At 66.5% G+C, this 20,485-nt stretch carries 17 protein-coding genes; 10 read left to right on the top strand and 7 right to left on the bottom strand.

The annotated features are described in order from the left end of the window. Window positions 1-9: 9 nt before the first annotated feature. From BCAL_RS03395 to BCAL_RS03380, 4 genes are read right to left on the bottom strand one after another with little or no spacing between them, the layout of a single operon-like run. Window positions 10-897: an ABC transporter ATP-binding protein gene (locus BCAL_RS03395; RefSeq protein WP_043164314.1), complete on the bottom strand. Its 888-nt coding sequence runs from the start codon at window positions 895-897 to the stop codon at window positions 10-12. After that, complete coding sequence (locus BCAL_RS03390; RefSeq protein ID WP_043164312.1) at window positions 894-1,982, bottom strand: FecCD family ABC transporter permease; 1,089 nt, start codon at window positions 1,980-1,982, stop codon at window positions 894-896. The genes BCAL_RS03395 and BCAL_RS03390 overlap by 4 nt, the downstream gene beginning before the upstream one ends. Before the next feature lies 1 nt (window position 1,983). Then, window positions 1,984-3,045, bottom strand: coding sequence for a FecCD family ABC transporter permease (locus tag BCAL_RS03385; protein ID WP_081887221.1), 1,062 nt, complete (start codon window positions 3,043-3,045; stop codon window positions 1,984-1,986). Between the two features lie 22 nt (window positions 3,046-3,067). Further along, window positions 3,068-4,150: an iron-siderophore ABC transporter substrate-binding protein gene (locus tag BCAL_RS03380; protein WP_052118991.1), complete on the bottom strand. Its 1,083-nt coding sequence runs from the start codon at window positions 4,148-4,150 to the stop codon at window positions 3,068-3,070. Between the two features lie 231 nt (window positions 4,151-4,381). On the opposite strand from BCAL_RS03380, the gene xerD reads away from it, so the two are divergent. The 10 genes from xerD (at window position 4,382) to typA (ending at window position 15,930) form a co-directional block, all read left to right on the top strand. Continuing rightward, window positions 4,382-5,311, top strand: coding sequence for a site-specific tyrosine recombinase XerD (xerD, locus tag BCAL_RS03375; protein ID WP_043164310.1), 930 nt, complete (start codon window positions 4,382-4,384; stop codon window positions 5,309-5,311). A gap of 22 nt (window positions 5,312-5,333) precedes the next feature. Beyond that, window positions 5,334-6,173, top strand: a complete 840-nt coding sequence (locus BCAL_RS03370; RefSeq protein ID WP_043164308.1) for a ParA family protein — start codon at window positions 5,334-5,336, stop codon at window positions 6,171-6,173. Continuing rightward, window positions 6,170-7,006, top strand: a complete 837-nt coding sequence (locus tag BCAL_RS03365) for a segregation/condensation protein A (protein WP_052118990.1) — start codon at window positions 6,170-6,172, stop codon at window positions 7,004-7,006. Before BCAL_RS03370 ends, BCAL_RS03365 begins: the two co-directional genes overlap by 4 nt. A gap of 5 nt (window positions 7,007-7,011) precedes the next feature. Further along, complete coding sequence (scpB, locus tag BCAL_RS03360) at window positions 7,012-7,677, top strand: SMC-Scp complex subunit ScpB (RefSeq protein WP_420796807.1); 666 nt, start codon at window positions 7,012-7,014, stop codon at window positions 7,675-7,677. 160 nt (window positions 7,678-7,837) lie between these two features. Continuing rightward, the gene (locus BCAL_RS03355; RefSeq protein ID WP_043164307.1) at window positions 7,838-8,671 is read left to right on the top strand and encodes an NUDIX hydrolase; all 834 of its coding nucleotides are present in this window, start codon (window positions 7,838-7,840) and stop codon (window positions 8,669-8,671) included. Window positions 8,672-8,731: 60 nt separating this feature from the next. Then, the gene (nadA, locus tag BCAL_RS03350; protein WP_043164305.1) at window positions 8,732-10,009 is read left to right on the top strand and encodes a quinolinate synthase NadA; all 1,278 of its coding nucleotides are present in this window, start codon (window positions 8,732-8,734) and stop codon (window positions 10,007-10,009) included. Between the two features lie 14 nt (window positions 10,010-10,023). Next, window positions 10,024-11,682 (top strand): L-aspartate oxidase, encoded by a 1,659-nt coding sequence (gene nadB, locus BCAL_RS03345; RefSeq protein WP_043164303.1) that lies wholly within the window; start codon window positions 10,024-10,026, stop codon window positions 11,680-11,682. Between the two features lies 1 nt (window position 11,683). After that, a complete protein-coding gene (gene nadC, locus BCAL_RS03340; protein WP_043164301.1) occupies window positions 11,684-12,589 on the top strand; it encodes a carboxylating nicotinate-nucleotide diphosphorylase in 906 nt (301 codons plus the stop codon). A gap of 7 nt (window positions 12,590-12,596) precedes the next feature. Further along, the gene (locus BCAL_RS03335) at window positions 12,597-13,835 is read left to right on the top strand and encodes a cysteine desulfurase family protein (protein ID WP_043164299.1); all 1,239 of its coding nucleotides are present in this window, start codon (window positions 12,597-12,599) and stop codon (window positions 13,833-13,835) included. 151 nt (window positions 13,836-13,986) lie between these two features. Next, a complete protein-coding gene (gene typA / locus BCAL_RS03330; RefSeq protein WP_043164297.1) occupies window positions 13,987-15,930 on the top strand; it encodes a translational GTPase TypA in 1,944 nt (647 codons plus the stop codon). A 501-nt stretch (window positions 15,931-16,431) separates the two neighbouring features. Here the strand turns inward: typA and nrdF are convergent. From nrdF to nrdI, 3 genes are all read right to left on the bottom strand, one after another. Beyond that, window positions 16,432-17,424, bottom strand: coding sequence for a class 1b ribonucleoside-diphosphate reductase subunit beta (gene nrdF, locus BCAL_RS03325; RefSeq protein ID WP_043164295.1), 993 nt, complete (start codon window positions 17,422-17,424; stop codon window positions 16,432-16,434). A gap of 265 nt (window positions 17,425-17,689) precedes the next feature. Beyond that, window positions 17,690-19,831: a class 1b ribonucleoside-diphosphate reductase subunit alpha gene (nrdE, locus tag BCAL_RS03320; RefSeq protein WP_052118989.1), complete on the bottom strand. Its 2,142-nt coding sequence runs from the start codon at window positions 19,829-19,831 to the stop codon at window positions 17,690-17,692. A 64-nt stretch (window positions 19,832-19,895) separates the two neighbouring features. Further along, on the bottom strand, window positions 19,896-20,411 hold the full coding sequence (gene nrdI / locus BCAL_RS03315; RefSeq protein WP_043164419.1) for a class Ib ribonucleoside-diphosphate reductase assembly flavoprotein NrdI: 516 nt from the start codon (window positions 20,409-20,411) through the stop codon (window positions 19,896-19,898). Between the last annotated feature and the right edge of the window lie 74 nt (window positions 20,412-20,485).

Raw genomic sequence — 20,485 nt, 5'->3', positions numbered from 1 at the left:
CGGTGGTCGTTAGAGTAGGTTGTCATCGTGGTTCGTTGCCGTCTGCGCATGTTCCCCGTGCGAGTCGCCGCGCAGACGGGCCAGGCTGTGCCTCGTGCCGGGCAGCATCAGCGGCAGTCCGGTGTCGGGGTCGGCGATGATGCGCGCGTCGGTGTCGAACACCTCGGCCACCATGCGTTCGCTGATCACCTCGTCCGGCGTGCCGAAGTACGCCTGACGCCCGTCCTTGACGGCCAGGATCCAATCCGTGTAGCGCGCCGCCTGATTGAGATCGTGCAGCACCATCACGATGGTGGTGTGCTCGGTGGCGTTGAGCTCGCTCAGCAGATCCAGCACCTCGAGCTGGTAGGCGATGTCGAGATAGGTGGTCGGCTCGTCCAGCAGCAGGATGTCCGTCTGCTGCGCCAGCGCCAGCGCTATCCACGCGCGCTGGCGCTGTCCTCCGGACACCTCGTCCACCGGTCGGTCGGCGAGATCCGCCAGACCGGTCACCTCCAGCGCATGCGCCACGGCCCTGTCATCCTCGTCGGACCACGAACCGAGCATCCCCTGATACGGGTGGCGTCCACGGGAGACCAGATCGGCGATAGTGATGCCCTCCGGCGCCATGGGGGATTGGGGAAGAAGCCCCACGATGGTGGCCACCTTGCGGGTGGGCATCGTGTTGATGGCCTTGCCATCGAGCGTCACTGCGCCGTGGGTGGGCGTGAGCAGGCGGGCGAGCGCCTTGAGCAGCGTGGACTTGCCGCAGCCGTTGGCGCCGATGATCGCTCCGACGGTCCCCGGCGTGATGTCCAGATCCAGATCGTGCACGATCTCGCGCCGCTCGTAGGCGAGCGTCACGTGACGGGCGGCCAGCGTGTGGGAGGTCGGGGGTTGGGGGGAGTGGCCCGTCATGCGAGCACCTGCTTTCTGGACAGTCTGATGATGAGAAGGATGAGGATCGGGCCTGCGATGATGCTGGTGACCACGCCCACCGGCAGTTGCGTCGGCGGGATGTGCTGGGCCACGATATCGGCGGCGAGCACGATGCATGAGCCGACCAGCCCGGACTGCACGATCGCGGGCCTGTGAGGGCCGTTCAGCCACATGGCGAGCGGTCCGGAGAGGAACGAGACGAACGAGATCGGGCCGCTCGAGGCGGTGGCCGTGGACAGCAGCAGTACTGACAGCACGATGACCGTCATCTGCACGGATTCCACGCGCACGCCGAGACCTCGGGCCATCGGGTCGCCGAACCGCATCACGTCCACCTGACGGGCCAATGCGATCAACGGCACCGCGGCGAGAACCGTCACGGCGACCAGCGCGGGGACGTCGGACCAGTCGGACGACGCCAGGGAGCCGGTCAGCCAGCGGGACGCCTGCTGGATGTTCCACTGGTCGCCGCGTACCAGAATCCACGAGGTCGCGGCGTTGAGCGCCGCGGCGACGCCGATGCCCATGAGGATCAGCCGTCCGGTGGAGAAGGTGCCCCTCCATGCCAGACGCACCGTCAGCAGCGCCGTCAGAATGCCCCCGACGACCGCTGCCGCGGACAGCGAGGGACCGGACCAGCCGAGCACGATGATGGCGAACACCGCCGTCAGATTCGCTCCCGCGGTGATGCCGATGATGTCGGGGCTGGCCATCGTGTTGCGCAGCATCTGCTGGAAGCTCACGCCGGCGACGCCGAACGCGAACCCTGCCAGCAGGCCGACGACCACCCTTGGCAGTCGGAGCTCGCCGATGGTGAAGCTCAGACCCGGCACGAACTCGCCGCCGAGCACCTTCAGAATGTCGCCGATGGGATATATCTCGTGACCGAACGCCAGATCGGCCACGAACAGCGTCGCGGCGAGTATGCCGAGCGTGAGGGTGACGAGCAGGGAACGCATCCGCTGACGGCGGCGCAGGTCCCTGAGGCGCGCGGCGACCGCGGCGACCGCGGTGCCGTTTGCGGTGCCGTTTGCGGTGTCATTTAATGATCGGGCGTCGTTCATGTCACACCTCCTTGACCTTGCTGCCGCGCACCAGCATGACGAACACGGGCGCGCCGATCAACGCGGTGACGATGCCCACCTCCACGTCGTCCGGTCTGGTGACCACACGGCCGATGACGTCGGCGGCGACCATGAGCAACGGTCCCATCAGCATGCTTGCGGTGATGATGCGGCGGTAGTCCGGACCCACAACAAGCCTTGCGGCGTGGGGAACCACCAGTCCCACGAAGCCGATCGGACCGGCGAGCGCGGTCGACGAGGCGCTCAGCAGCACGGCCGCGGCCCATGCCAGCACGCGCACGCGCGTCATGCTCACGCCCAGTCCGGCGGCCAGCTGATCGCCCAGCGCGAGCGCGTTGAGATGCCGTGCGCTCCAGAGAACGAGGACGAATCCGATCGCGAACAGCGGCAGGATCGGCGCCATGAGTTCGAAACGGCCTCCGGACAGGCCGCCCACCTGCCAGAAGCGGTAGGTGCTGATCACGTCGACGCGCGGCAGCAGGATGGCCGAGGTGAGCGAGGCCAGGGCGGAGCTGATGACGGCTCCCGCCAGAGTCAGCTTCAGAGGGGTCGGTCCGGAACGCCCCACCGAGCCGACCAGCCAGACCAGCACCGCGGTGAGGGAGGCGCCCAGCAGGGCCACCCAGATGTACTGGCGGGGCGTGGACAGCCCGGCGAAGGCGATCGAGCAGACGATCGCGAACGCTGCGCCGGAGTTGAGTCCGAGGATGGAGGGATCGGCGAGCGGATTGCGCATCACGCCCTGCATGAGCGCGCCGGCCACGCCCAGAGCGGCACCGACCAGCAGCCCCAGAACGGTACGAGGCACACGCAGCTGGATCGCCTCGGCGGCGATGTCGTCCGCACTTGTGTCGGAGAACGCGCGGATCACGTCGTCGAGTCCCACGGGGCGGGCTCCGAACATCACGGAGAGCGCGCATGCGGCGATGATGGCGACGATCAGCAGGGCATGGAACGCCGCACGGCGATATGCATGTTCCCCGGCCGAGGGCGCATGGCCCTTCGACCGGGGAACATCACGGGAATCGTTGAACGACCGCATCGGTGCGTCGATTCCTTTCGGATCAGCCGTTGACCTTGGAGGCGGCCTCGCCGAGCAGCTTGGCGTAGTCGCCGGTGGTGGCCTCGATGGACAGCGGCATCGCGTCGAGCGCGTTGGCCAGCTCGGACGTGGTGTCGATCACCACCACGGAGCCGCGCTTGACCGCGGGGATCTTGGACAGCAGCGGATCCTTCTGCATGGCGGCCAGAAGGTCGGGGGTGCCGTAGGTGACGATCACGTCGATGTCGGCGAACTGGTCGGCCTGTTCGGAGGAGATGTCCTTGTAGAAGCTGTCCGTGGTTTCGGAGACCTGCTTGATGGATTCGGGGGTCTCGAAGCCGAGGTCGTTCAGGAACTGGGGGCGCACGTCATGCGTGGTGTACACGCTGAAGCTCGAGAGCTTGGAGGAATCGAAGTACATGACGGAGGCGCTCTTGCCCCTGATATGCGGGTACTTGGCGGCCGCCTCGGAGATGGTGCCCTCCAGCTTGGCGATGAGCTTCTCGCCCTCCTGCTGCTTGCCGAGCACCTTGGCGGTGGTCTCGACCAGGCTGCGCCACGGGTCGCCCCAGGAGGCCTGCTGCCAGGGGATGGTCGGCGCGATCTTGCTGAGCGTCTTGTACTGCTCCTCGGTGATGCCGGACTGCATGCCCAGGATCACATCCGGCCGGGCCGCGGCGATGGCCTCCATGTCGATCGAATCGGATTCGTCATGCTGTTCGGGCAGGTCCGCCTTGGCCACGTTCATGTCGTCGAGCTTGGCTTTGACCCACGGCAGATAGCCGTCCTCGGTCTTGCCGAAGGTCTGTTTGGGAACGGTCACTGGAACGACGCCGAGCGCGAGGGTGACGTCGTCGGATCCCCAGCCGACGGTGGCCACGCGCTCGGGCGCCTGCTTGATCTCGGTGGTGCCGTACGCGTGCTTGATGGTCACGGGGAATCCGGAGGTCGAGGCGGAGTCGGTGCCGGTCTTCGCCGTGCTCGTATCGGCCGAGGTTGATCCGCAGGCGGTCAGCGAGAGCACCGCGACGATGGCCGTCGCCGCCGCGACGATCCTGCGGGACAGGCCGTTGGGCCTTGCGATGGTGTGCCTTGCGATGGGCATGATTGCTCCTTGAGTGGTGTATGGCGTGGATGCCTGGGACGTGCTTCCCACTGGCTGTGCGTCGAACGTGCGATGGACGTGTGACCGACGCGCGACAAAGCCCATACGCTAACGAAATGTGAGCGATCACCACAGTCTTGTTTTTTCGGTCTTGATGTGATATCGAAGGACGGGGGTAGGGGTGCATATGTGATATGAATCACAGTTTCTGCATGCCATACCATGGAATGCATGGCCAATGGATTCCCTGCACTCATCGAACGGTTTCTCGCGCATGTCGGCGTCGAGCGCGGACTCGCCGACGCCACGGTGACGGCGTACGAGTCCGACCTGAGGAAATACGCGGGCTGGCTGGAAAGCCGGGGCGTCGACGACATCGCGCACGTCACGCGTCACGACGTGGAGGACTACGTCGCCTTCCTCGACGACATGGGCGAATCGGCCCGGTCCAAGGCCAGACGACTCGCCGCGGTCCACGAACTCCACCGGTTCGCGCTCGCGGGAAATCTGATCGCCGACGACGTGGCCGCTCCGGTCAAGGCCCCCAAGGGAGCGAGCACGCTGCCGGACGTGCTCTCCGTCGACGAGGTGGCTCGCCTGCTCGACGCGGTCCCCGTCGAGGGCGACGATCCGGTGATGCTGCGCGACAGGGCGCTGCTCGAGTTCATGTACGCCACCGGAGCCCGCGTCTCCGAGGCCGTGGGGGTGAACTTCGACGACCTCGACCTGCAGGACGCGCATATCGTGCGGCTCACCGGCAAGGGTTCCAAACAGCGGATCGTGCCGGTCGGCACCTATGCGTGCGCGGCGATGGAACGGTATCTTTCCAAGGGGCGGCCCGCGCTCGAGGCGCGCATCAGGAACGCGCCGGCGCCGGAGCGTCGGGCGGTCTTCCTCAACAAGCGGGGTCGCCGGCTGTCGCGACAATCGGTATGGGAGATCGTCCGCAACGCGGGGGAGCGCGCCCGCATCGACAAGCCGCTGCATCCGCACACGCTGCGCCACTCGTTCGCCACGCACCTGATCCAGGGCGGCGCGGACGTGCGCACCGTGCAGGAGCTGCTCGGCCACGCCTCGGTGACGACCACCCAGATCTATACGCATGTCAGCCCGGAGAACCTCATCGAGGCGTACCTGACGGCCCATCCACGTGCGCAGTGACGGAAATGATAAGGTGAACAGTATGCCTACGGATATGCTTGGACGTGAATATGAGACTTTCCCCGTCCCCTCCCCGCTGCAGCAGCACGGGCCGGCGAGGGTCATCGCCATGTGCAACCAGAAGGGCGGCGTCGGCAAGACCACCAGTTCCATCAACATCGCCGGCGCGTTGAGTCAGTACGGCCGCCGCTGCCTGATCGTCGACTTCGATCCGCAGGGCGCCGCCACCGTCGGTCTCGGCATCAACGCCAACACCGTCGACAACACCATCTACACCGCGCTGTTCGACATGCGCGTCGACGTGCATGACGTCGTGCGCCGCACCGCGTTCGAGAACCTCGACATCATCCCGGCGAACATCGACCTGTCCGCCGCCGAGGTGCAGCTGGTCACCGAAGTGGGGCGTGAGCAGATCCTCAACAGCGTGCTGCGCCCCCTGAGGGACGAATACGACGTCATCATCATCGACTGCCAGCCCTCGCTCGGCCTGCTGACCGTGAACGCGCTGACCGCGGCCGACGGCGTCATCATCCCCGTGGCCGCCGAGTTCTTCGCGCTGCGTGGCGTGGCCCTGCTCATGCAGTCCATCCAGAAGGTGCAGAGCCGCATCAACCCGAACCTCAAGGTGTACGGTGTGCTGGTGACGATGTTCACGCGCACCCTGCACTGCGAGGAGGTCATGCAGCGCATCTACGAGGCGTTCCAGGACAAGGTGTTCCACACCGTCATCTCCCGTTCGATCAAACTGCCCGACTCCACCGTGGCCGCCGCGCCGATCACCATGTACGCGCCGAACCACAAGACCAGTCAGGAGTACCGCGAGGTGGCCCGCGAGCTCGTCGCCAACGGGGTGATCGCCTGAGCGCGGACGAGGCCGGCTTCCGCGTCGATCTCGACGTGTACTCCGGCCCGTTCGACGTCCTGCTCGGCATGATCGCGAACCGGCGCCTCGAACTGACCGAGGTGTCGCTGTCGGCGATCACCGGGGAGTTCATCCGCTACGTGCGCGGCCTCGACTTCGGTGGCGCCGCGAAGGACGGCATGGACGAGGCCAGCGCGTTCATCGACGTGGCCTCGGTGCTCATCGAGGCCAAAAGCGCCTCGCTGCTGCCCGCGGACGTGTCGGGCGAGCATGACGAATCCAGCATGGAGGCGCTGCGCGAACGCGATCTGCTGTTCGCCCGACTGCTGCAGTACCGCGCCTACAAGGAGGCGTCGCACGTGTTGCGCGAGCGGATGGCCCATGCCTCGGGCCGCTATCCGCATCCGGGCGTCGTCGACGATCGCATCCGGGGCATGCTGCCCGAACTCGACTGGAACGTCGGGCCGGACGAGCTGGCGTGGATAGCCGCGCGGGCCATCGCCGCCGCCCCGACCGATCGGGTGAGCGTCCACCAGCTGCACGTGCCGCTGGTCGACCTGCGTGAACAGTCACGGCTCGTCATGACGCGGCTGGTGGCGTTGGGGGAGGGTGGATCCTCCACCTTCGACGAACTGACGGCGGACGCCTCGGGCCGTATCGAGACGGTGGCGCGCTTCCTCGCGCTGCTGGCGTTCTTCAAGCAGGGGGCGATCCAGTTCCGGCAGGATGGGCCGTATTCGCCGCTGCACGTGCGATGGGTGTGGATCGACGGGGCTCCGGTGAAAGCCGTATTGGTTACGGATGGGATGATCGAGGAAGGAGAGGGCGCCTGATGGGCGTGACGGAAGCGATGGATAGGCAGGATGCGGATGCGGACGTGGAGGAGAAGGACTCCGCCGGTTCCGCAGGCCCGGCGTCGGCGGCGCGCGGGGGGTTGTGCGTGGAGCGGTTCCCCGGCGGTCTCAAGGCATGTCTCGAGGCGATCCTCATGACCGCCGGCGAGCCGCAGCACTCCGCTGATCTGGCGGGTGTGCTCGGCGTCGACGCGCGACTCGTGGCCGAGGCGCTGGAACGGCTGCAATCCTCCTATGCGATGTCCGAACGGGGGTTCGAACTGCGTCACACCGCGCGTGGATGGCGGTTCGCCAGCCGTGTCGAGTTCGAGCCCGTGGTCGCCGCGTTCGTCACCGACGGCCAGTCCGCGCGACTGAGTCAGGCGGCGATGGAGACGCTGGCGGTCATCGCATACCGTCAGCCCGTCACCCGGGCGCGCGTCTCGTCGATCCGAGGCGTCAACTGCGACGGCGTGGTCCGCTCCCTGCTCGTACGCGGCCTGATATGCGAACGCGGCATCGACGAGGAGTCGCGAGCCTCGCTGCTGGCCACCACCGACCTGTTCCTGGAGAAGATGGGCCTGTCGTCCCTCGACGACCTGCCATCCCTCGCGCCGTTCCTGCCCGACGCCGGCGAGGTGATCGAGGAGGGCGTCGAAACGGCGCTGTAGATCTCTCGGAATCGGAAAAGGGAATCGGTCTCAGACCGATTCCCTTTTTTCTTGGAATTCCGGGCGTTTCCATTTATGGTCATTATGACCATAAATGGTGTTATGCTTCATATCCGTCAACGGATCGGAGCGAAGGCATCCGTGTCGGGAAAGAGGACGAATGGGCATCGGCAACGTTTCGGAGCGGCGTCTCGCCCCACCGCAGGTGGGCGTCTCCGTCGTCATCCTCGCGCTCGCGCCCGATGGCGGCGAGACCGGCCGCGGGCGTCTGTGGCTTCCGTTGGTCAGACGCGTGCGCCAGCCCTATCTGGGCTGCTGGGCGCTGCCCGGCGGCGGCCTCTTCGCCGACCGTTCGCTCGAGGACTGCGCGTACGCGGCGCTCGAATCGACCACCTCGATGCATCCGCGCTATCTCGAGCAGCTGTACACGTTCGGCGGCCCCGATCGCTCGCGCGGAGGACTGCCGATGGTGTCCGTCGTCTACTGGGCGCTCGTCGGACAGGCCGAGACTCGTGATCTCGTCGAGGGGGACAACGTCGCATGGTTCCCCGAGGACGAGCTGCCCGAACTCGCCTTCGACCACCGTCGCATCATCGACTACGCACTGTGGCGTCTTCGCAACAAGATCGAATACCCCGACGTGGCCGTGCGACTGGTCGGCGAGACCTTCACGCTCGGCCAGCTGCACGACGTGTACGAGGCCATCACCGGCGAGTCCATCGATCTGGCGAACTTCAGACGCCGGATCCTCGCCTCCGGACAGCTCGAGGACACCGGCGCCAAGCAGCGTGTCGGCCGACACCGTCCGGCCGCCGTCTACCGGTACGTCTCGGGGGCGGCGAACGGCGCCGAGGACCCGGACGGCGAGCGGCGCGACCTGTGGAATCCCGCCCAGTGGAGCATCGGTCCACAAGGTCCACGCGAGCCGCACGGTCTGCACGAATCGACATCTCGGATCGGCTCGGCCGACGCGCTGTCGGCACTGGCCCGCTGAAGGGCTCCGGCGATCCCGATATCCACAGACTTCACCAGACGTAACCAGAAAGGAACAACCATGACCGCAACATTCACCGCGCCGTCCGTCGACGAGATCATCGCCCGACTCGGCGCACAGAGCACCTGCGACGCGGGCCTGACCCTCGACCCGTGGCACTTCGACACCACCAGGCCCAGCTACGGGCCCGGCGCCTCGATGCTCGACCGCCTGCCCGCGAACGCGCCCCGCCAGCAGGTGCTGCCCGACGAATACCGCAACGCCTCCGAGGACGAGCTCCAGCAGCGCATCGTCGACGCCAAGAGGCGCCTTGGATCCAAGCTGCTCATCCTCGGCCACTTCTACCAGCGCGACGAGATCATCAGGCACGCCGACTTCGTGGGCGACTCCTTCCAGCTCGCCAAGAACGCGACCGAACGCCCCGACGCCGACCACATCGTCTTCTGCGGCGTCCACTTCATGGCCGAAACCGCCGACATCCTCTCCACGCCCGAACAGAGCGTGACCCTGCCGAACCTGTCCGCCGGCTGCTCGATGGCCGACATGGCCAACATCGATCAGGTCGAGGAGGCGTGGGACCAGCTCGGCGAGATCTGCGGACGCGACAAGGACGCCGACGGCATGCAGCCGATCATCCCCGTCACCTACATGAACTCCTCCGCAGCCCTGAAGGCGTTCTGCGGGCGCCACGGCGGCATCGTGTGCACGTCGTCCAACGCGCACGCCGTGCTCGAATGGGCGTTCGCCCGCGGCCGGCGCGTCCTGTTCTTCCCCGACCAGCATCTGGGACGCAACACCGCGCGCGCCATGGGCATCCCGCTGAGCCAGATGCCGCTGTGGGACCCGTTCAAGGCGATGGGCGGCGCCGCCGACCCGTCCGACTATGCGAACGCGAGGATGATCCTGTGGAAGGGATTCTGCTCCGTGCACCAGCGTTTCACCGTCGAGCAGATCGAACGCGCCCGCAGGGCCTACCCGGGCGTCAAGGTCATCGTGCACCCCGAATGCTCGATGCAGGTCGTCGACGCGGCCGACGGCGTCGGCTCCACCGCGTACATCGTCAAGGAGATCGCCAACGCGCCCGCCGGCTCCGCCGTGGCCGTGGGCACCGAGATCAACCTCGTCAACCGCCTCGCCGCTCAATACCCGGACAAGACCGTGTTCTGCCTCGATCCGGTCGTCTGCCCGTGCTCGACGATGTACCGCATCCACCCCGCCTACCTCGCGTGGGCGCTGGAGAATCTCGAGGCCGGCAACGTCGTCAACCGCATCACCGTCGACGAGGACACCGCCCGCGAGGCCAAGGTCGCGCTGGAGCGCATGCTGCGCGTCCACTGAGAGGCAGACAGGCAATGAGCGAGGGCACGAACATCATCGTCATCGGAGCCGGCGTGGCCGGCCTGTCCGCGGCACTGGCCGTGGCGCGCGCCGGACACGACGTGACGCTGGTCACCAAGGACGAACTGGTCGAATCGAACACCTACCACGCGCAGGGAGGCATCGCCGCGGCCATCTTCGCCGACGACGACCCGAAGCTGCACGCCGCCGACACCATCGCCGCCGGACACGGCCTGTGCGACCCGAAGGCCGTCGACATCCTCACGCGCGAGGGCGCCGACCGCGTGCGCGAATTCGCGGCCGCCGGCGTCCACTTCGACCGCGACGCCGAGGGACACATGCTGCGCGGCCTCGAGGCGGCCCACTCCAGGGCACGCGTCGTCCACGCCGGGGGAGACGCCACCGGCAGGGTGCTCGAACTCGACGTATCCGCCATGGTGCGCGCCAACCCGCTCATCCACATCATCGAACATGCCTTCCTGACCGACCTCGTCGTGAAGGACGGACGCATCGCCGGCGTCGACCTGCTCGTCGGAGGCGAAGCGAATGACGCAGCCGCGAATGGCGTGGAACGCCGGTTCGTCAAGGCCTCCCGCGTCATCCTCGCCACCGGAGGCGCCGGACGCATGTACCCGTACACCACCAACCCGGCCGTCGCCACCGCCGACGGACTCGCCGCCGCATGGCGCGCCGGAGCACAGGTCGCCGACCTCGAGTTCTACCAGTTCCATCCCACCGCCATGGCCATCGGCGAGCACTTCCTCGTCTCCGAGGCCGTACGCGGCGAAGGCGCGATCCTGCTCGACGAACACGGCCACCGGTACATGCAGGACGTCGACCCGCGCGCCGAACTCGCGCCGCGCGACGTCGTCGCCCGCGAGAACTTCCGCGTCATGCAGCGCCAGCACGGACGTCCGGTTATGCTCGACGTCTCGCCGATGCGCGCCGAACACCCCGACCTCGCCGCGTTCCTCGCGCACCGATTCCCGACCATCGACGCCTACACGCGCTCCCTCGGCTTCGACTGGAGCCGTGAGCCGATCCCCGTCGCCCCCGCGGCCCACTACTACATGGGCGGCGTACGCACGGACCTCGACGGCCGCGCGTCCATCCCCGGCCTGTACGCGGCCGGCGAATGCGCACGCACCGGCGTCATGGGCTCCAACCGACTCGCCTCCAACTCGCTGCTCGAAGGACTCGTCTACGGCCGCAGGGCCGGCCTCGCCGCACTCGCCGACACCGACGACACGGTATGGTCGCCAGAACCATTGCTCAACTCCGCGACCGGCGAGGCATACGCCGCCGAACCCGTCCGCCTCGCCGACCCCGAGACGGACGGCGCAGGCGGCGAGGACGGTGACGCAGACCTATGGGACCGCACCCGCATCCAGAACACCATGTGGCACGGCGTCGGCGTCCTGCGCGACGCCGAAGGACTCGCCCACGCGATCGACGACCTCGGTCGTGGTCTCGCCGCCGCGAACGCGCATGCCGCCCAGGCCGCCGCGTCCGGCGACATCGCCGCGCTCGAGAACCGCGACATGCTCACCGTCGGACGCATCGGCGCCACGGCGGCGCTCGCCCGCACCGAATCGCGCGGCGCCCACGCGCGCACCGACTTCCCCGAACCGCACGACGAGTGGGCCCACTCCGTCGCCTACGTCAAGGAGTGACATGCTCACCCAGCACATCATCCGCACCGCCGTCGAGGCGGCGCTCGCCGAGGACGCGCCCTACGGCGACGTGACCTGCGAAACCACCATCCCCGCCGACGAAACCGGCTCGGCGTCCCTCACCGCCCGCGAGGACGGCGTGATGAGCGGCATCGACGTGTTCGCCGCCGCCTTCCGCGCGCAGAACCCCGCGATCGGGGTCACGCCGTCCATCGCCGACGGCGAACCCTTCCACGCCAGTCAGACGCTCGCCTCGGTCTCCGGTCCGGTCAGGGACCTGCTGACCGCGGAACGCGTCGCGCTGAACTTCACCCAGCGCATGAGCGGCATCGCCACGATGACCGCCGCGTTCGTCGCACGGGTCGACGCGATCTACGCCGACGGGTTCCGGCCGGCGAACGGACCGGTCGTACGACCCCGCCGCTACGAGCGCACTCGCATCGTCGACACGCGCAAGACCACGCCCGGACTGCGCCCGTTCGAGAAATACTCGGTCACCTGCGGCGGCGGACACAACCACCGCTACGGTCTGTCCGACGCCGTCATGATGAAGGACAACCATCTGGCCGCCCTCGCCGCGCGCGGCATCGACCTGACCGGCGCGATCCGCCACGTCAGGCAGCAGGTCGGACACACCACGCACATCGAGGTCGAGGTCGACCGGCTCGACCAGATCCCCGCCGTCATCGCGGGAGGCGCCGACACTATCATGCTCGACAACTTCACGCTCGACGACACCCGCCGCGGCGTCGAACTGATCGACGGACGCGCCATCGTCGAAGCCAGCGGCAACATGAGCCTCGAGCGGGTCGCCGACGTGGCGGCCACCGGCGTCGACGTCATCTCCGTGGGCGCCCTCACCCACTCCGTGCGATCCATCGATCTGGGACTCGACTGGCTGGACTAGGACCATCATGACCGACTCCGAAGCGCTCTACCTCGACGCCGCCGCCACCGAACCGGTCAGCCGCGACGTCATCGACGCGATGACCCCGTTCCTGACCGACGCCTACGCGAACCCGGCCAGCGTCCACCAGCCCGGGCGAACCGCGGCGCGCGCACTCGACGCGGCCCGCGCCTCCTTCGCCGCGGATCTCGGCGCCAGACCCGACGACGTGATCTTCACCTCCGGCGGCACCGAATCCGACAACCTCGCCGTCAAGGGCATCGCCATGGCGAGAATGCGTCAACTTGGTCTCGGCAACGTCGGCGGCGGTGACTTCGGCGACGCTTCCGACAACACCACTCAGGCTGACTTCCGCCGTCCGCGCATCGTCATCTCGTCGATCGAACACCCGGCCGTCTCCGGATCCGCCGACTGGCTCGCACGCTGGTTCGGCTTCGACGTCGTGCGCATCCCCGTCGACGACGAGGCCCACATCGACCTCGACGCCCTCGACCGGGCGCTCGACGGCGAGGCGGGGGAGCGGACCACGCTCGTCGCGATGATGCTCGCCAACAACGAGGTCGGATCCGTCGAACCGATCGAACGCATCGTCTCGATCGCCCACGCGCACCACGTGCCCGTCCACGTCGACGCCGTGCAGGCCGCCGGACTCATCCCCATCCGCATGCGCGACTGGGACGTCGATTCGCTTGCCGTCTCCGGCCACAAATTCGGCGCGCCCAAGGGACTCGGGGCGCTCCTCGTACGCGGACGCACGCCCATCGAGCCGATCATCTCCGGCGGCGGGCAGGAACGCGGCCTGCGCTCCGGCACGCAGAACGTGGCCGGGGCCGTCGCGCTCGCCATCGCCCTGCGCCGGTCCAACACGCGCATGGCCTCGCACTACCGCGAACTCGTCGCATCCCGTGACATGCTCATCGACGCGGTACGCAGGGTCGTGCCCCGCGCCGAACTGACCGGCGATCCCGAACGCCGCCTGCCCGGCCACGTCTCCTTCGTCTTTCCCGGTGTCACCGGCGAGGCGCTGCTCGTCGACCTCGACGCGCGCGGCATCGCCTGCTCGTCCGGTTCGGCATGCGCGATCGGACGCCACGAGATCCCTCCGACGCTGCTGGCGATGGGCATCGAACCGCAGATCGCCAAATCCGCCCTGCGCATGACCTTCCGCGAGCCGCTGACGCGCGTCGACATCGAACGCATCAGCCTCGCCATCGAGGAGTCCTACGCCGCCCTGACCAAGCGGTGAGGGCGACGGTCGAACGGGTTGGTTATCATCATGTCGGTTTGTGTGTAATTGGCAGGTGAAATACCGGAACAATACCAAGCAAGCGACCCGACGCCGCATGGCGTCGGCAGGTTACGCGACGAATCAACAAACAGTACTAAGAGAGGTTTCGATGGCGGTTCGCGGTGATATCCGTAATGTGGCGATTGTGGCTCACGTCGACCACGGCAAGACCACGCTGGTGAACGCGATGCTTCAGCAGTCCCACGTCTTTTCCGAGCGTGAGGAAGTGCCGGACCGAGTGATGGACTCCAACGATCTCGAGCGCGAGAAGGGCATCACCATCCTCGCCAAGAACACGGCCGTTGAGTACACCGGTCCGCTGGCCGCCAAGTACGGCCACCCGGAGGGCATCACCCTCAACATCATCGACACCCCCGGCCACGCCGACTTCGGCGGCGAGGTCGAGCGCGGCATCTCGATGGTTGACGGCGTCGTGCTGCTCGTCGACGCCTCCGAGGGCCCGCTGCCGCAGACCCGCTTCGTGCTGCGCAAGGCCCTCGAGGCCAAGCTGCCGGTCATCCTGTGCGTCAACAAGGTCGACCGTCCGGACGCCCGCATCTCCGAGGTCGTCTCCGAGTCCACCGACCTGCTGCTGGGTCTCGCCCAGGACGTCGTCGAGGAGGGCATCGACCTCGACCTCGACCACCTGCTCGAGCTGCCGGTCGTCTACTGCGCCGCCAAGGCCGGTTACGCGTCCGTCAACCAGCCGGCCGACGGCGCCCTGCCGGACAACGACAACCTCGAGCCGCTGTTCGAGGACATCATCAAGTACATCCCCGCCCCGGAGTACGAGGAGGGCGCCCCGCTGCAGGCGCACGTCGCCAACATCGATTCCTCCGACTTCCTCGGCCGACTCGGCCTCGTCCGCATCTACAACGGCACGCTCGAGAAGGGCAAGAACTACGGTCTGAGCCGCGTCAACGGCACCATCGAGAACTTCCGCGTCACCGAGCTGCTGCGCACGCAGGGCCTCGAGCGCATCTCCGTCGAATCCGCGGGCCCGGGCGACATCGTCGCCGTCGCCGGCGTCAACGACATCATGATCGGCGAGACCATCGTCGACCCGGACAACCCGAAGCCGCTGCCGCTCATCCACGTCGACGATCCGGCCATCTCCATGACCTTCGGCGTCAACGACTCCCCGCTGGCTGGCACCGAGGGCAAGGACCACAAGCTCACCGCCCGCATGATCAAGGACCGTCTCGACCGCGAGCTCATCGGCAACGTGTCCATCAAGGTGCTGCCCACCGACCGTCCGGACGCCTGGGAGGTGCAGGGCCGCGGCGAGCTGGCGCTGGCCGTCCTCGCCGAGGAGATGCGCCGCGAAGGCTACGAGCTGACCGTCGGCCGTCCGCAGGTCGTCACCAAGAAGATCGACGGCGTGGTCAACGAGCCGATGGAGAACACCACCATCGACGTGCCCGAGGAGTACATGGGCACCGTCACGCAGCTCATGGCCGACCGCAAGGGCCGCATGGACTCCATGTCCAACCACGGCTCCGGCTGGGTGCGCCTGCAGTTCACCGTGCCGTCGCGTGGTCTGATCGGCTTCCGCACCGCGCTGCTGTCCGCTACGCGCGGCACCGGCATCGCCGCCTCCATCTCCGCCGGCTACGCGCCGTGGGCCGGTCAGATCGTGACCCGCCAGAACGGCTCCATGGTCTCCGACCGCAAGGGTGTCGCCACCCCGTACGCCATGCAGCGTCTGCAGGCCCGCGGCAACTTCTTCGTCGAGCCGCAGTCCCCGGTCTACGAGGGCCAGGTCGTCGGCGTCAACAACAAGCCCGATGAGTTGGATGTCAACATCACGCTGGCCAAGCACATGACCAACATGCGCTCCTCCACCGCCGATGTGCTCGAGACCCTCACCCCGCCGATCAAGATGAGCCTCGAGGAGTCCCTCGACTTCGCGAACGAGGACGAGTGCGTCGAGGTCACCCCGGAGTCCGTCCGCGTGCGCAAGATCATCCTCGGTCGTGAGGACTGGTACAAGTGGCGCGCCAAGCAGCGCCGCCAGAACGCCGCCCAGGAGGCCGCCGCGCAGGCCAAGTAACCGTCAATCAAGCGGAGCTATCAAAAAGGCTTTCCGAAGATCCATCGCGGATCCTTGGAAAGCCTTTTATGGTTTCTGGTGATTCTGGTGTGATTCTGGTGGTTTCCGGTGATTGTCACAACGTGCAGATCCACGCCGATCTCGGTACGTTGTGACAAGAAAAGCTGTCACAACGCGCAATTCCCGGCGATTTTCGCGCGTCGTGACACGGATCGTTGGCGGCGCGTGCGATCGCGTGGCAAAGGGGATCGACGGAATGGCGGAATTTCAGGCTTTCCGCCGACCAGCTCACCATCGTCTCCCCGTCGTCTTACGCCGTCGGGCCGGCGTTCTTGTCACAACGTGCGATTCACGATGATTCGGGTGAGTTGTGACAACGGAAATCGTCACAACGTATCGAAAAGACGCCGGGAACCACGTTGTGACACGCCCCCGCATCCGAACGTCCGATGCGAGGGCTGATGCGGGGCGTCGGATGTCCGGCGCGGGAGCGTCACCGATTCAGAAGTCCCAGTCCTCGTCGTCAGTCTCCTCGGCCTTGCCCATCACGTAGGAGGAGCCGGAGCCGGAGAAGAAGTCGTGGTTCTCGTCGGCGTTGGGGGAGAGGGACGCGATGATCGCCGGATTCACATCGCAGATCTCAGCCGGGAACAGCGCCGGGTAGCCGAGGTTCATCAGCGCCTTGTTGCCGTTGTAGCGCAGGAACTTCTCCACGTCCTCGACCAGGCCCACGCCCGCATACAGCGACTCGGTGTACTCCACCTCGTTGTCGTACAGCTCGTTGAGCAGCTCGTATGTGTACTCGCGCATCTCCTCGCGCTTCGCCTCGTTCACGCGCTCGAGACCACGCTGGTACTTGTAGCCGATGTAGTAGCCGTGCACGGCCTCGTCGCGGATGATGAGTCGGATCACGTCGGCCGTGTTCGTCAGCTTCGCGTGGCTAGAGAAGTACATCGGCAGGTAGAAGCCCGAATAGAACAGGAACGACTCCAGCAGCGTGGAGGCGACCTTGCGCTTCAGGGGGCTGTCGCCCTCGTAGTAGTCGAGGACGATCTGCGCCTTCTTCTGCAGGTACTCGTTCTCCTCGCTCCACGAGAACGCGGCGTCGATCTGCTCGGTGGAGCACAGCGTAGAGAAGATCGACGAATAGCTCTTCGCATGCACGGACTCCATGAACGCGATGTTCGTGTACACGGCCTCCTCGTGCGGGGTGAGGGCGTCGGGGATCAGGGAGACCGCACCGACGGTGCCCTGGATCGTGTCGAGCAGCGTGAGGCCGGTGAACACGCGCATCGTGAGCGTGTGCTCCTCCTCGCTCATCGACTGCCAGCTGGGGATGTCGTTCGAGACCGGAACCTTTTCCGGCAGCCAGAAGTTGCCGGTCAGACGGTCCCACACCTCGAGGTCCTTGTCGTCCTCGAGACGGTTCCAGTTGATCGCGCTGACGCGGTCGATGAGCTTGAGCGGCTTGCGCGGTACGGAGATCGGTGCCATATTCGTTCCTCGTTTCCTGTATTTACTCGTTTGCGTTGTCGTCGTGTTCGCCGTATTTGTCCGCGTACTCCTCCGGCGCCGTCAGACGCAGGATCATGCGGTAGATCATCGGTGACATGTTTCGCTTTCCCTTCTACGTTTCGTGCGTGGTGAGACCAACGGAGTGGATGGTGGGGTGTGCGATGCACGACCGTAGGCTTGGCCGAACGGCCTTGAGTGTGTCGGGTATCGCACACCCCACCATCCACGGCTAACGGTCAAGCACTCACAGCATGCACGACACGCAGCCGGCCACTTCGGTGCCTTCGAGGGCCTGCTGGCGGATGCGGATGTAGTAGAGGGTCTTGATGCCCTTGCGCCAGGCGTAGATCTGCGCCTTGTTCACGTCGCGAGTGGTGGCCGTGTCGGGGAAGAACAGCGTCAGGGACAGGCCCTGGTCGACGTGCTGCGTGGCCTCGGCGTACGTGTCGACGATCGCCTGCCATCCGATCTCATAGGCGTCCTTGAAGTACTCGAGGTTGTCGTTCGTCATGTACGGCGCGGGGTAGTACATGCGGCCGATCTTGCCTTCCTTGCGGATCTCGATCTTCGAGGCGATCGGGTGGATCGACGACGTGGAGTGATTGATGTACGAGATCGATCCGGTCGGCGGCACGGCCTGCAGGTTCTGGTTGTAGATGCCGTCGGCGAGGATCTCGTCGCGCAGCGCCTGCCAGTCGGCGACGGTCGGGATCGCGACGCCGAAACGTGCGAACAGCTCGCGCACGCGTTCGGTTCGCGGTTCGATCGAACGGCGGCCGTCAGTGTACTTGTCGAAGTAGTTGCCCGCTCCGGCAGGCTTGGCGTAGTCGGAGCGTTCGAAGCCGACGAACGCCTTGCCGTGGCGGACGGCCAGCTCGTGCGAGGCCTTGTAGGCGTGGTAGGCGACGGTCATGAAGTACATGTCGGTGAAGTCGAGCGCCTCATCGGAGCCGTACATGATGCCCTCGCGCGCGAGGAAGCCGTGCAGGTTCATCTGGCCGAGGCCGATCGCGTGACCCTCCTCGTTGGCACGGCGGATCGAGGGCACCGCGTCGATGCTCGTGTGCTCGGCCACGGCGGTCAGCGCATGGATCGCCGTCTCGACCGTGTCGGCGAGCCCACCGTCCATTGCCTTGGCGATGTTGAGCGAACCGAGGTTGCAGGACACGTCGCGGCCGACGTGCGTGTACGACAGATCCTCCGCGTAGGAGCTCGGCTCCTGCACCTGCAGGATCTCCGAGCACAGGTTCGACATGGTCACGCGGCCGTCGATCGGGTTGGCGCGGTTGACGGTGTCCTCGAACACGATGTACGGGTATCCGGATTCGAACTGGAGCTCGGCGAGCGTCGTGAAGAACTTGCGCGCGTCGATGTACGTCTTGCTGATGCGGTCGTCGGCGAGCATCTCGTCATAGCGCTCGCTCACCGAGATGTCGGCGAACGGCTTGCCGTAGACGCGTTCGACGTCGTACGGGCTGAACAGCGCCATCTGCTCCTTGCGCTTGGCCAGTTCGAACGTGATGTCCGGCACGACGACGCCTAGGGCGAGCGACTTGATGCGGATCTTCTCGTCCGCGTTCTCGCGCTTGGTGTCGAGGAAGCGCATGATGTCGGGGTGATGGGCGTTCAGGTACACGGCGCCGGCGCCCTGGCGCGCGCCCAGCTGGTTCGCGTAGGAGAACGAGTCCTCCAGAAGCTTCATGACCGGCACGACGCCGCTGGACTGGTTCTCGATGTGCTTGATCGGCGCGCCGAGCTCCCTGAGGTTCGACAGCAGCAGGGCCACGCCGCCGCCGCGCTTGGACAGCTGCAGGGCCGCGTTGATGCCGCGCGAGATCGACTCCATGTTGTCCTCGATGCGCACGAGGAAGCAGCTGACAGGTTCGCCGCGCTGCGCCTTGCCGAGGTTGAGGAACGTCGGCGTGGCCGGCTGGAAGCGGCCGACGAGCATCTCGTCGAGGTAGCGTTCGGCCGCATGCTCGTCACCGGCGGCGAGATCGAGCGCCACGGCGGCGCAGCGCTGCGGGAAGTCCTCGAGGTACGTCTTGCCGTCGAACGACTTCAAGGCGTAGGAGCGGAAGAACTTGAACGCGCCGAGGAACGTCTCGAACTCGAATCCGCTCGATTGGGCGCGCTGATAGAACGCGTCGAGGAATTCGGGGGAGTAGCGGGCGAACACGTCGCCGTCGTAGTACTGATGTCCGATGAGATAGTCGAGACGCTCGGCGGTGGAACCGAACCTCATCGTGTTCGGTTCGATCTCGGAGGTGACGTACGCGCGCTCCGCCTCCTTGTCCTTGCCGAACTGGATGAGGCCGTGCTCGTCGTAGAGGTTGAGCATCGCGTTGAGCGCATGGTAATCGGTGGAGGGATCGTAGGTGGTCATGTAAATGGCTTGTCCTGTGGTCGGTGGTCGATTTGTCGAGTGGGTTAGTGAAGGCGCGCGGAGATCAGCGCGCCGTGGCGTTCCGTACGCGGAAGAAGCGGGCGATGCCCTCGCGCACCTTGCGCGTGTCCTCGCGGGTGCCCATCAGTTCGAAGCGATACAGGTAGGGTACGCGGCATTTCGCGGCGATGATGTCGCCGGCGGCGGCGTACGCGGAGCCGAAGTTCGTGTTGCCCGAGGCGATGACGCCGCGGATCCACGCGCGGTTCGCCGCGTTGTTGAGGAACTTCTTGACCTGCACCGGCACGGCCTTGCGCGCGTCGCCGCCGCCGTAGGTGGGCACCATGAGCAGATACGGCTCGCGTACCTGCAGCGTGGGCTGACCGGGCTTGAGCGGGATGCGGTAGACGTTGACGCCCAGTTCGGACAGTTTCAGTCCGGCGACGAATCGGGATGTGTTCTCCGATGCGGAGGAGAAGTACACCAATGCTCCGATGGACTTGCCGGCGCCGCCCGTCGCGGCGGTCTCCGGGGTACTGGGGGTGGTGTCGTCGCTTGCGGGCGTCGGGTCGGCGTGCATGGCGATCGGCGCGCTCTTCGGCGCACGGGCCAAGGTGGGCTGTCCGCCGACGCCGTATGCGTCGGCCTCGCCGC

Source organism: Bifidobacterium callitrichos DSM 23973 (genome assembly GCF_000741175.1).
In the GTDB taxonomy this organism is placed as follows: Bacteria; Actinomycetota; Actinomycetes; order Actinomycetales; family Bifidobacteriaceae; genus Bifidobacterium; species Bifidobacterium callitrichos.
This window is presented reverse-complemented; position numbering and strand designations above follow the sequence as displayed.

What these genes read in the sequence shown, in the direction of transcription:
- nrdI (WP_043164419.1), bottom strand. Translation starts at nt 20,411, where the DNA reads ATGCACGCCGACCCGACGCCCGCAAGCGACGACACCACCCCCAGTACC.
- BCAL_RS03355 (WP_043164307.1), top strand. Translation starts at nt 7,838, where the DNA reads ATGGGCATCGGCAACGTTTCGGAGCGGCGTCTCGCCCCACCGCAGGTG.
- BCAL_RS03370 (WP_043164308.1), top strand. Translation starts at nt 5,334, where the DNA reads ATGCCTACGGATATGCTTGGACGTGAATATGAGACTTTCCCCGTCCCC.
- nrdF (WP_043164295.1), bottom strand. Translation starts at nt 17,424, where the DNA reads ATGGCACCGATCTCCGTACCGCGCAAGCCGCTCAAGCTCATCGACCGC.
- BCAL_RS03335 (WP_043164299.1), top strand. Translation starts at nt 12,597, where the DNA reads ATGACCGACTCCGAAGCGCTCTACCTCGACGCCGCCGCCACCGAACCG.
- nadA (WP_043164305.1), top strand. Translation starts at nt 8,732, where the DNA reads ATGACCGCAACATTCACCGCGCCGTCCGTCGACGAGATCATCGCCCGA.
- BCAL_RS03390 (WP_043164312.1), bottom strand. Translation starts at nt 1,982, where the DNA reads ATGAACGACGCCCGATCATTAAATGACACCGCAAACGGCACCGCAAAC.
- BCAL_RS03395 (WP_043164314.1), bottom strand. Translation starts at nt 897, where the DNA reads ATGACGGGCCACTCCCCCCAACCCCCGACCTCCCACACGCTGGCCGCC.
- nrdE (WP_052118989.1), bottom strand. Translation starts at nt 19,831, where the DNA reads ATGACCACCTACGATCCCTCCACCGATTACCATGCGCTCAACGCGATG.
- BCAL_RS03385 (WP_081887221.1), bottom strand. Translation starts at nt 3,045, where the DNA reads ATGCGGTCGTTCAACGATTCCCGTGATGTTCCCCGGTCGAAGGGCCAT.
- BCAL_RS03380 (WP_052118991.1), bottom strand. Translation starts at nt 4,150, where the DNA reads ATGCCCATCGCAAGGCACACCATCGCAAGGCCCAACGGCCTGTCCCGC.
- nadB (WP_043164303.1), top strand. Translation starts at nt 10,024, where the DNA reads ATGAGCGAGGGCACGAACATCATCGTCATCGGAGCCGGCGTGGCCGGC.
- xerD (WP_043164310.1), top strand. Translation starts at nt 4,382, where the DNA reads ATGGCCAATGGATTCCCTGCACTCATCGAACGGTTTCTCGCGCATGTC.
- typA (WP_043164297.1), top strand. Translation starts at nt 13,987, where the DNA reads ATGGCGGTTCGCGGTGATATCCGTAATGTGGCGATTGTGGCTCACGTC.
- nadC (WP_043164301.1), top strand. Translation starts at nt 11,684, where the DNA reads ATGCTCACCCAGCACATCATCCGCACCGCCGTCGAGGCGGCGCTCGCC.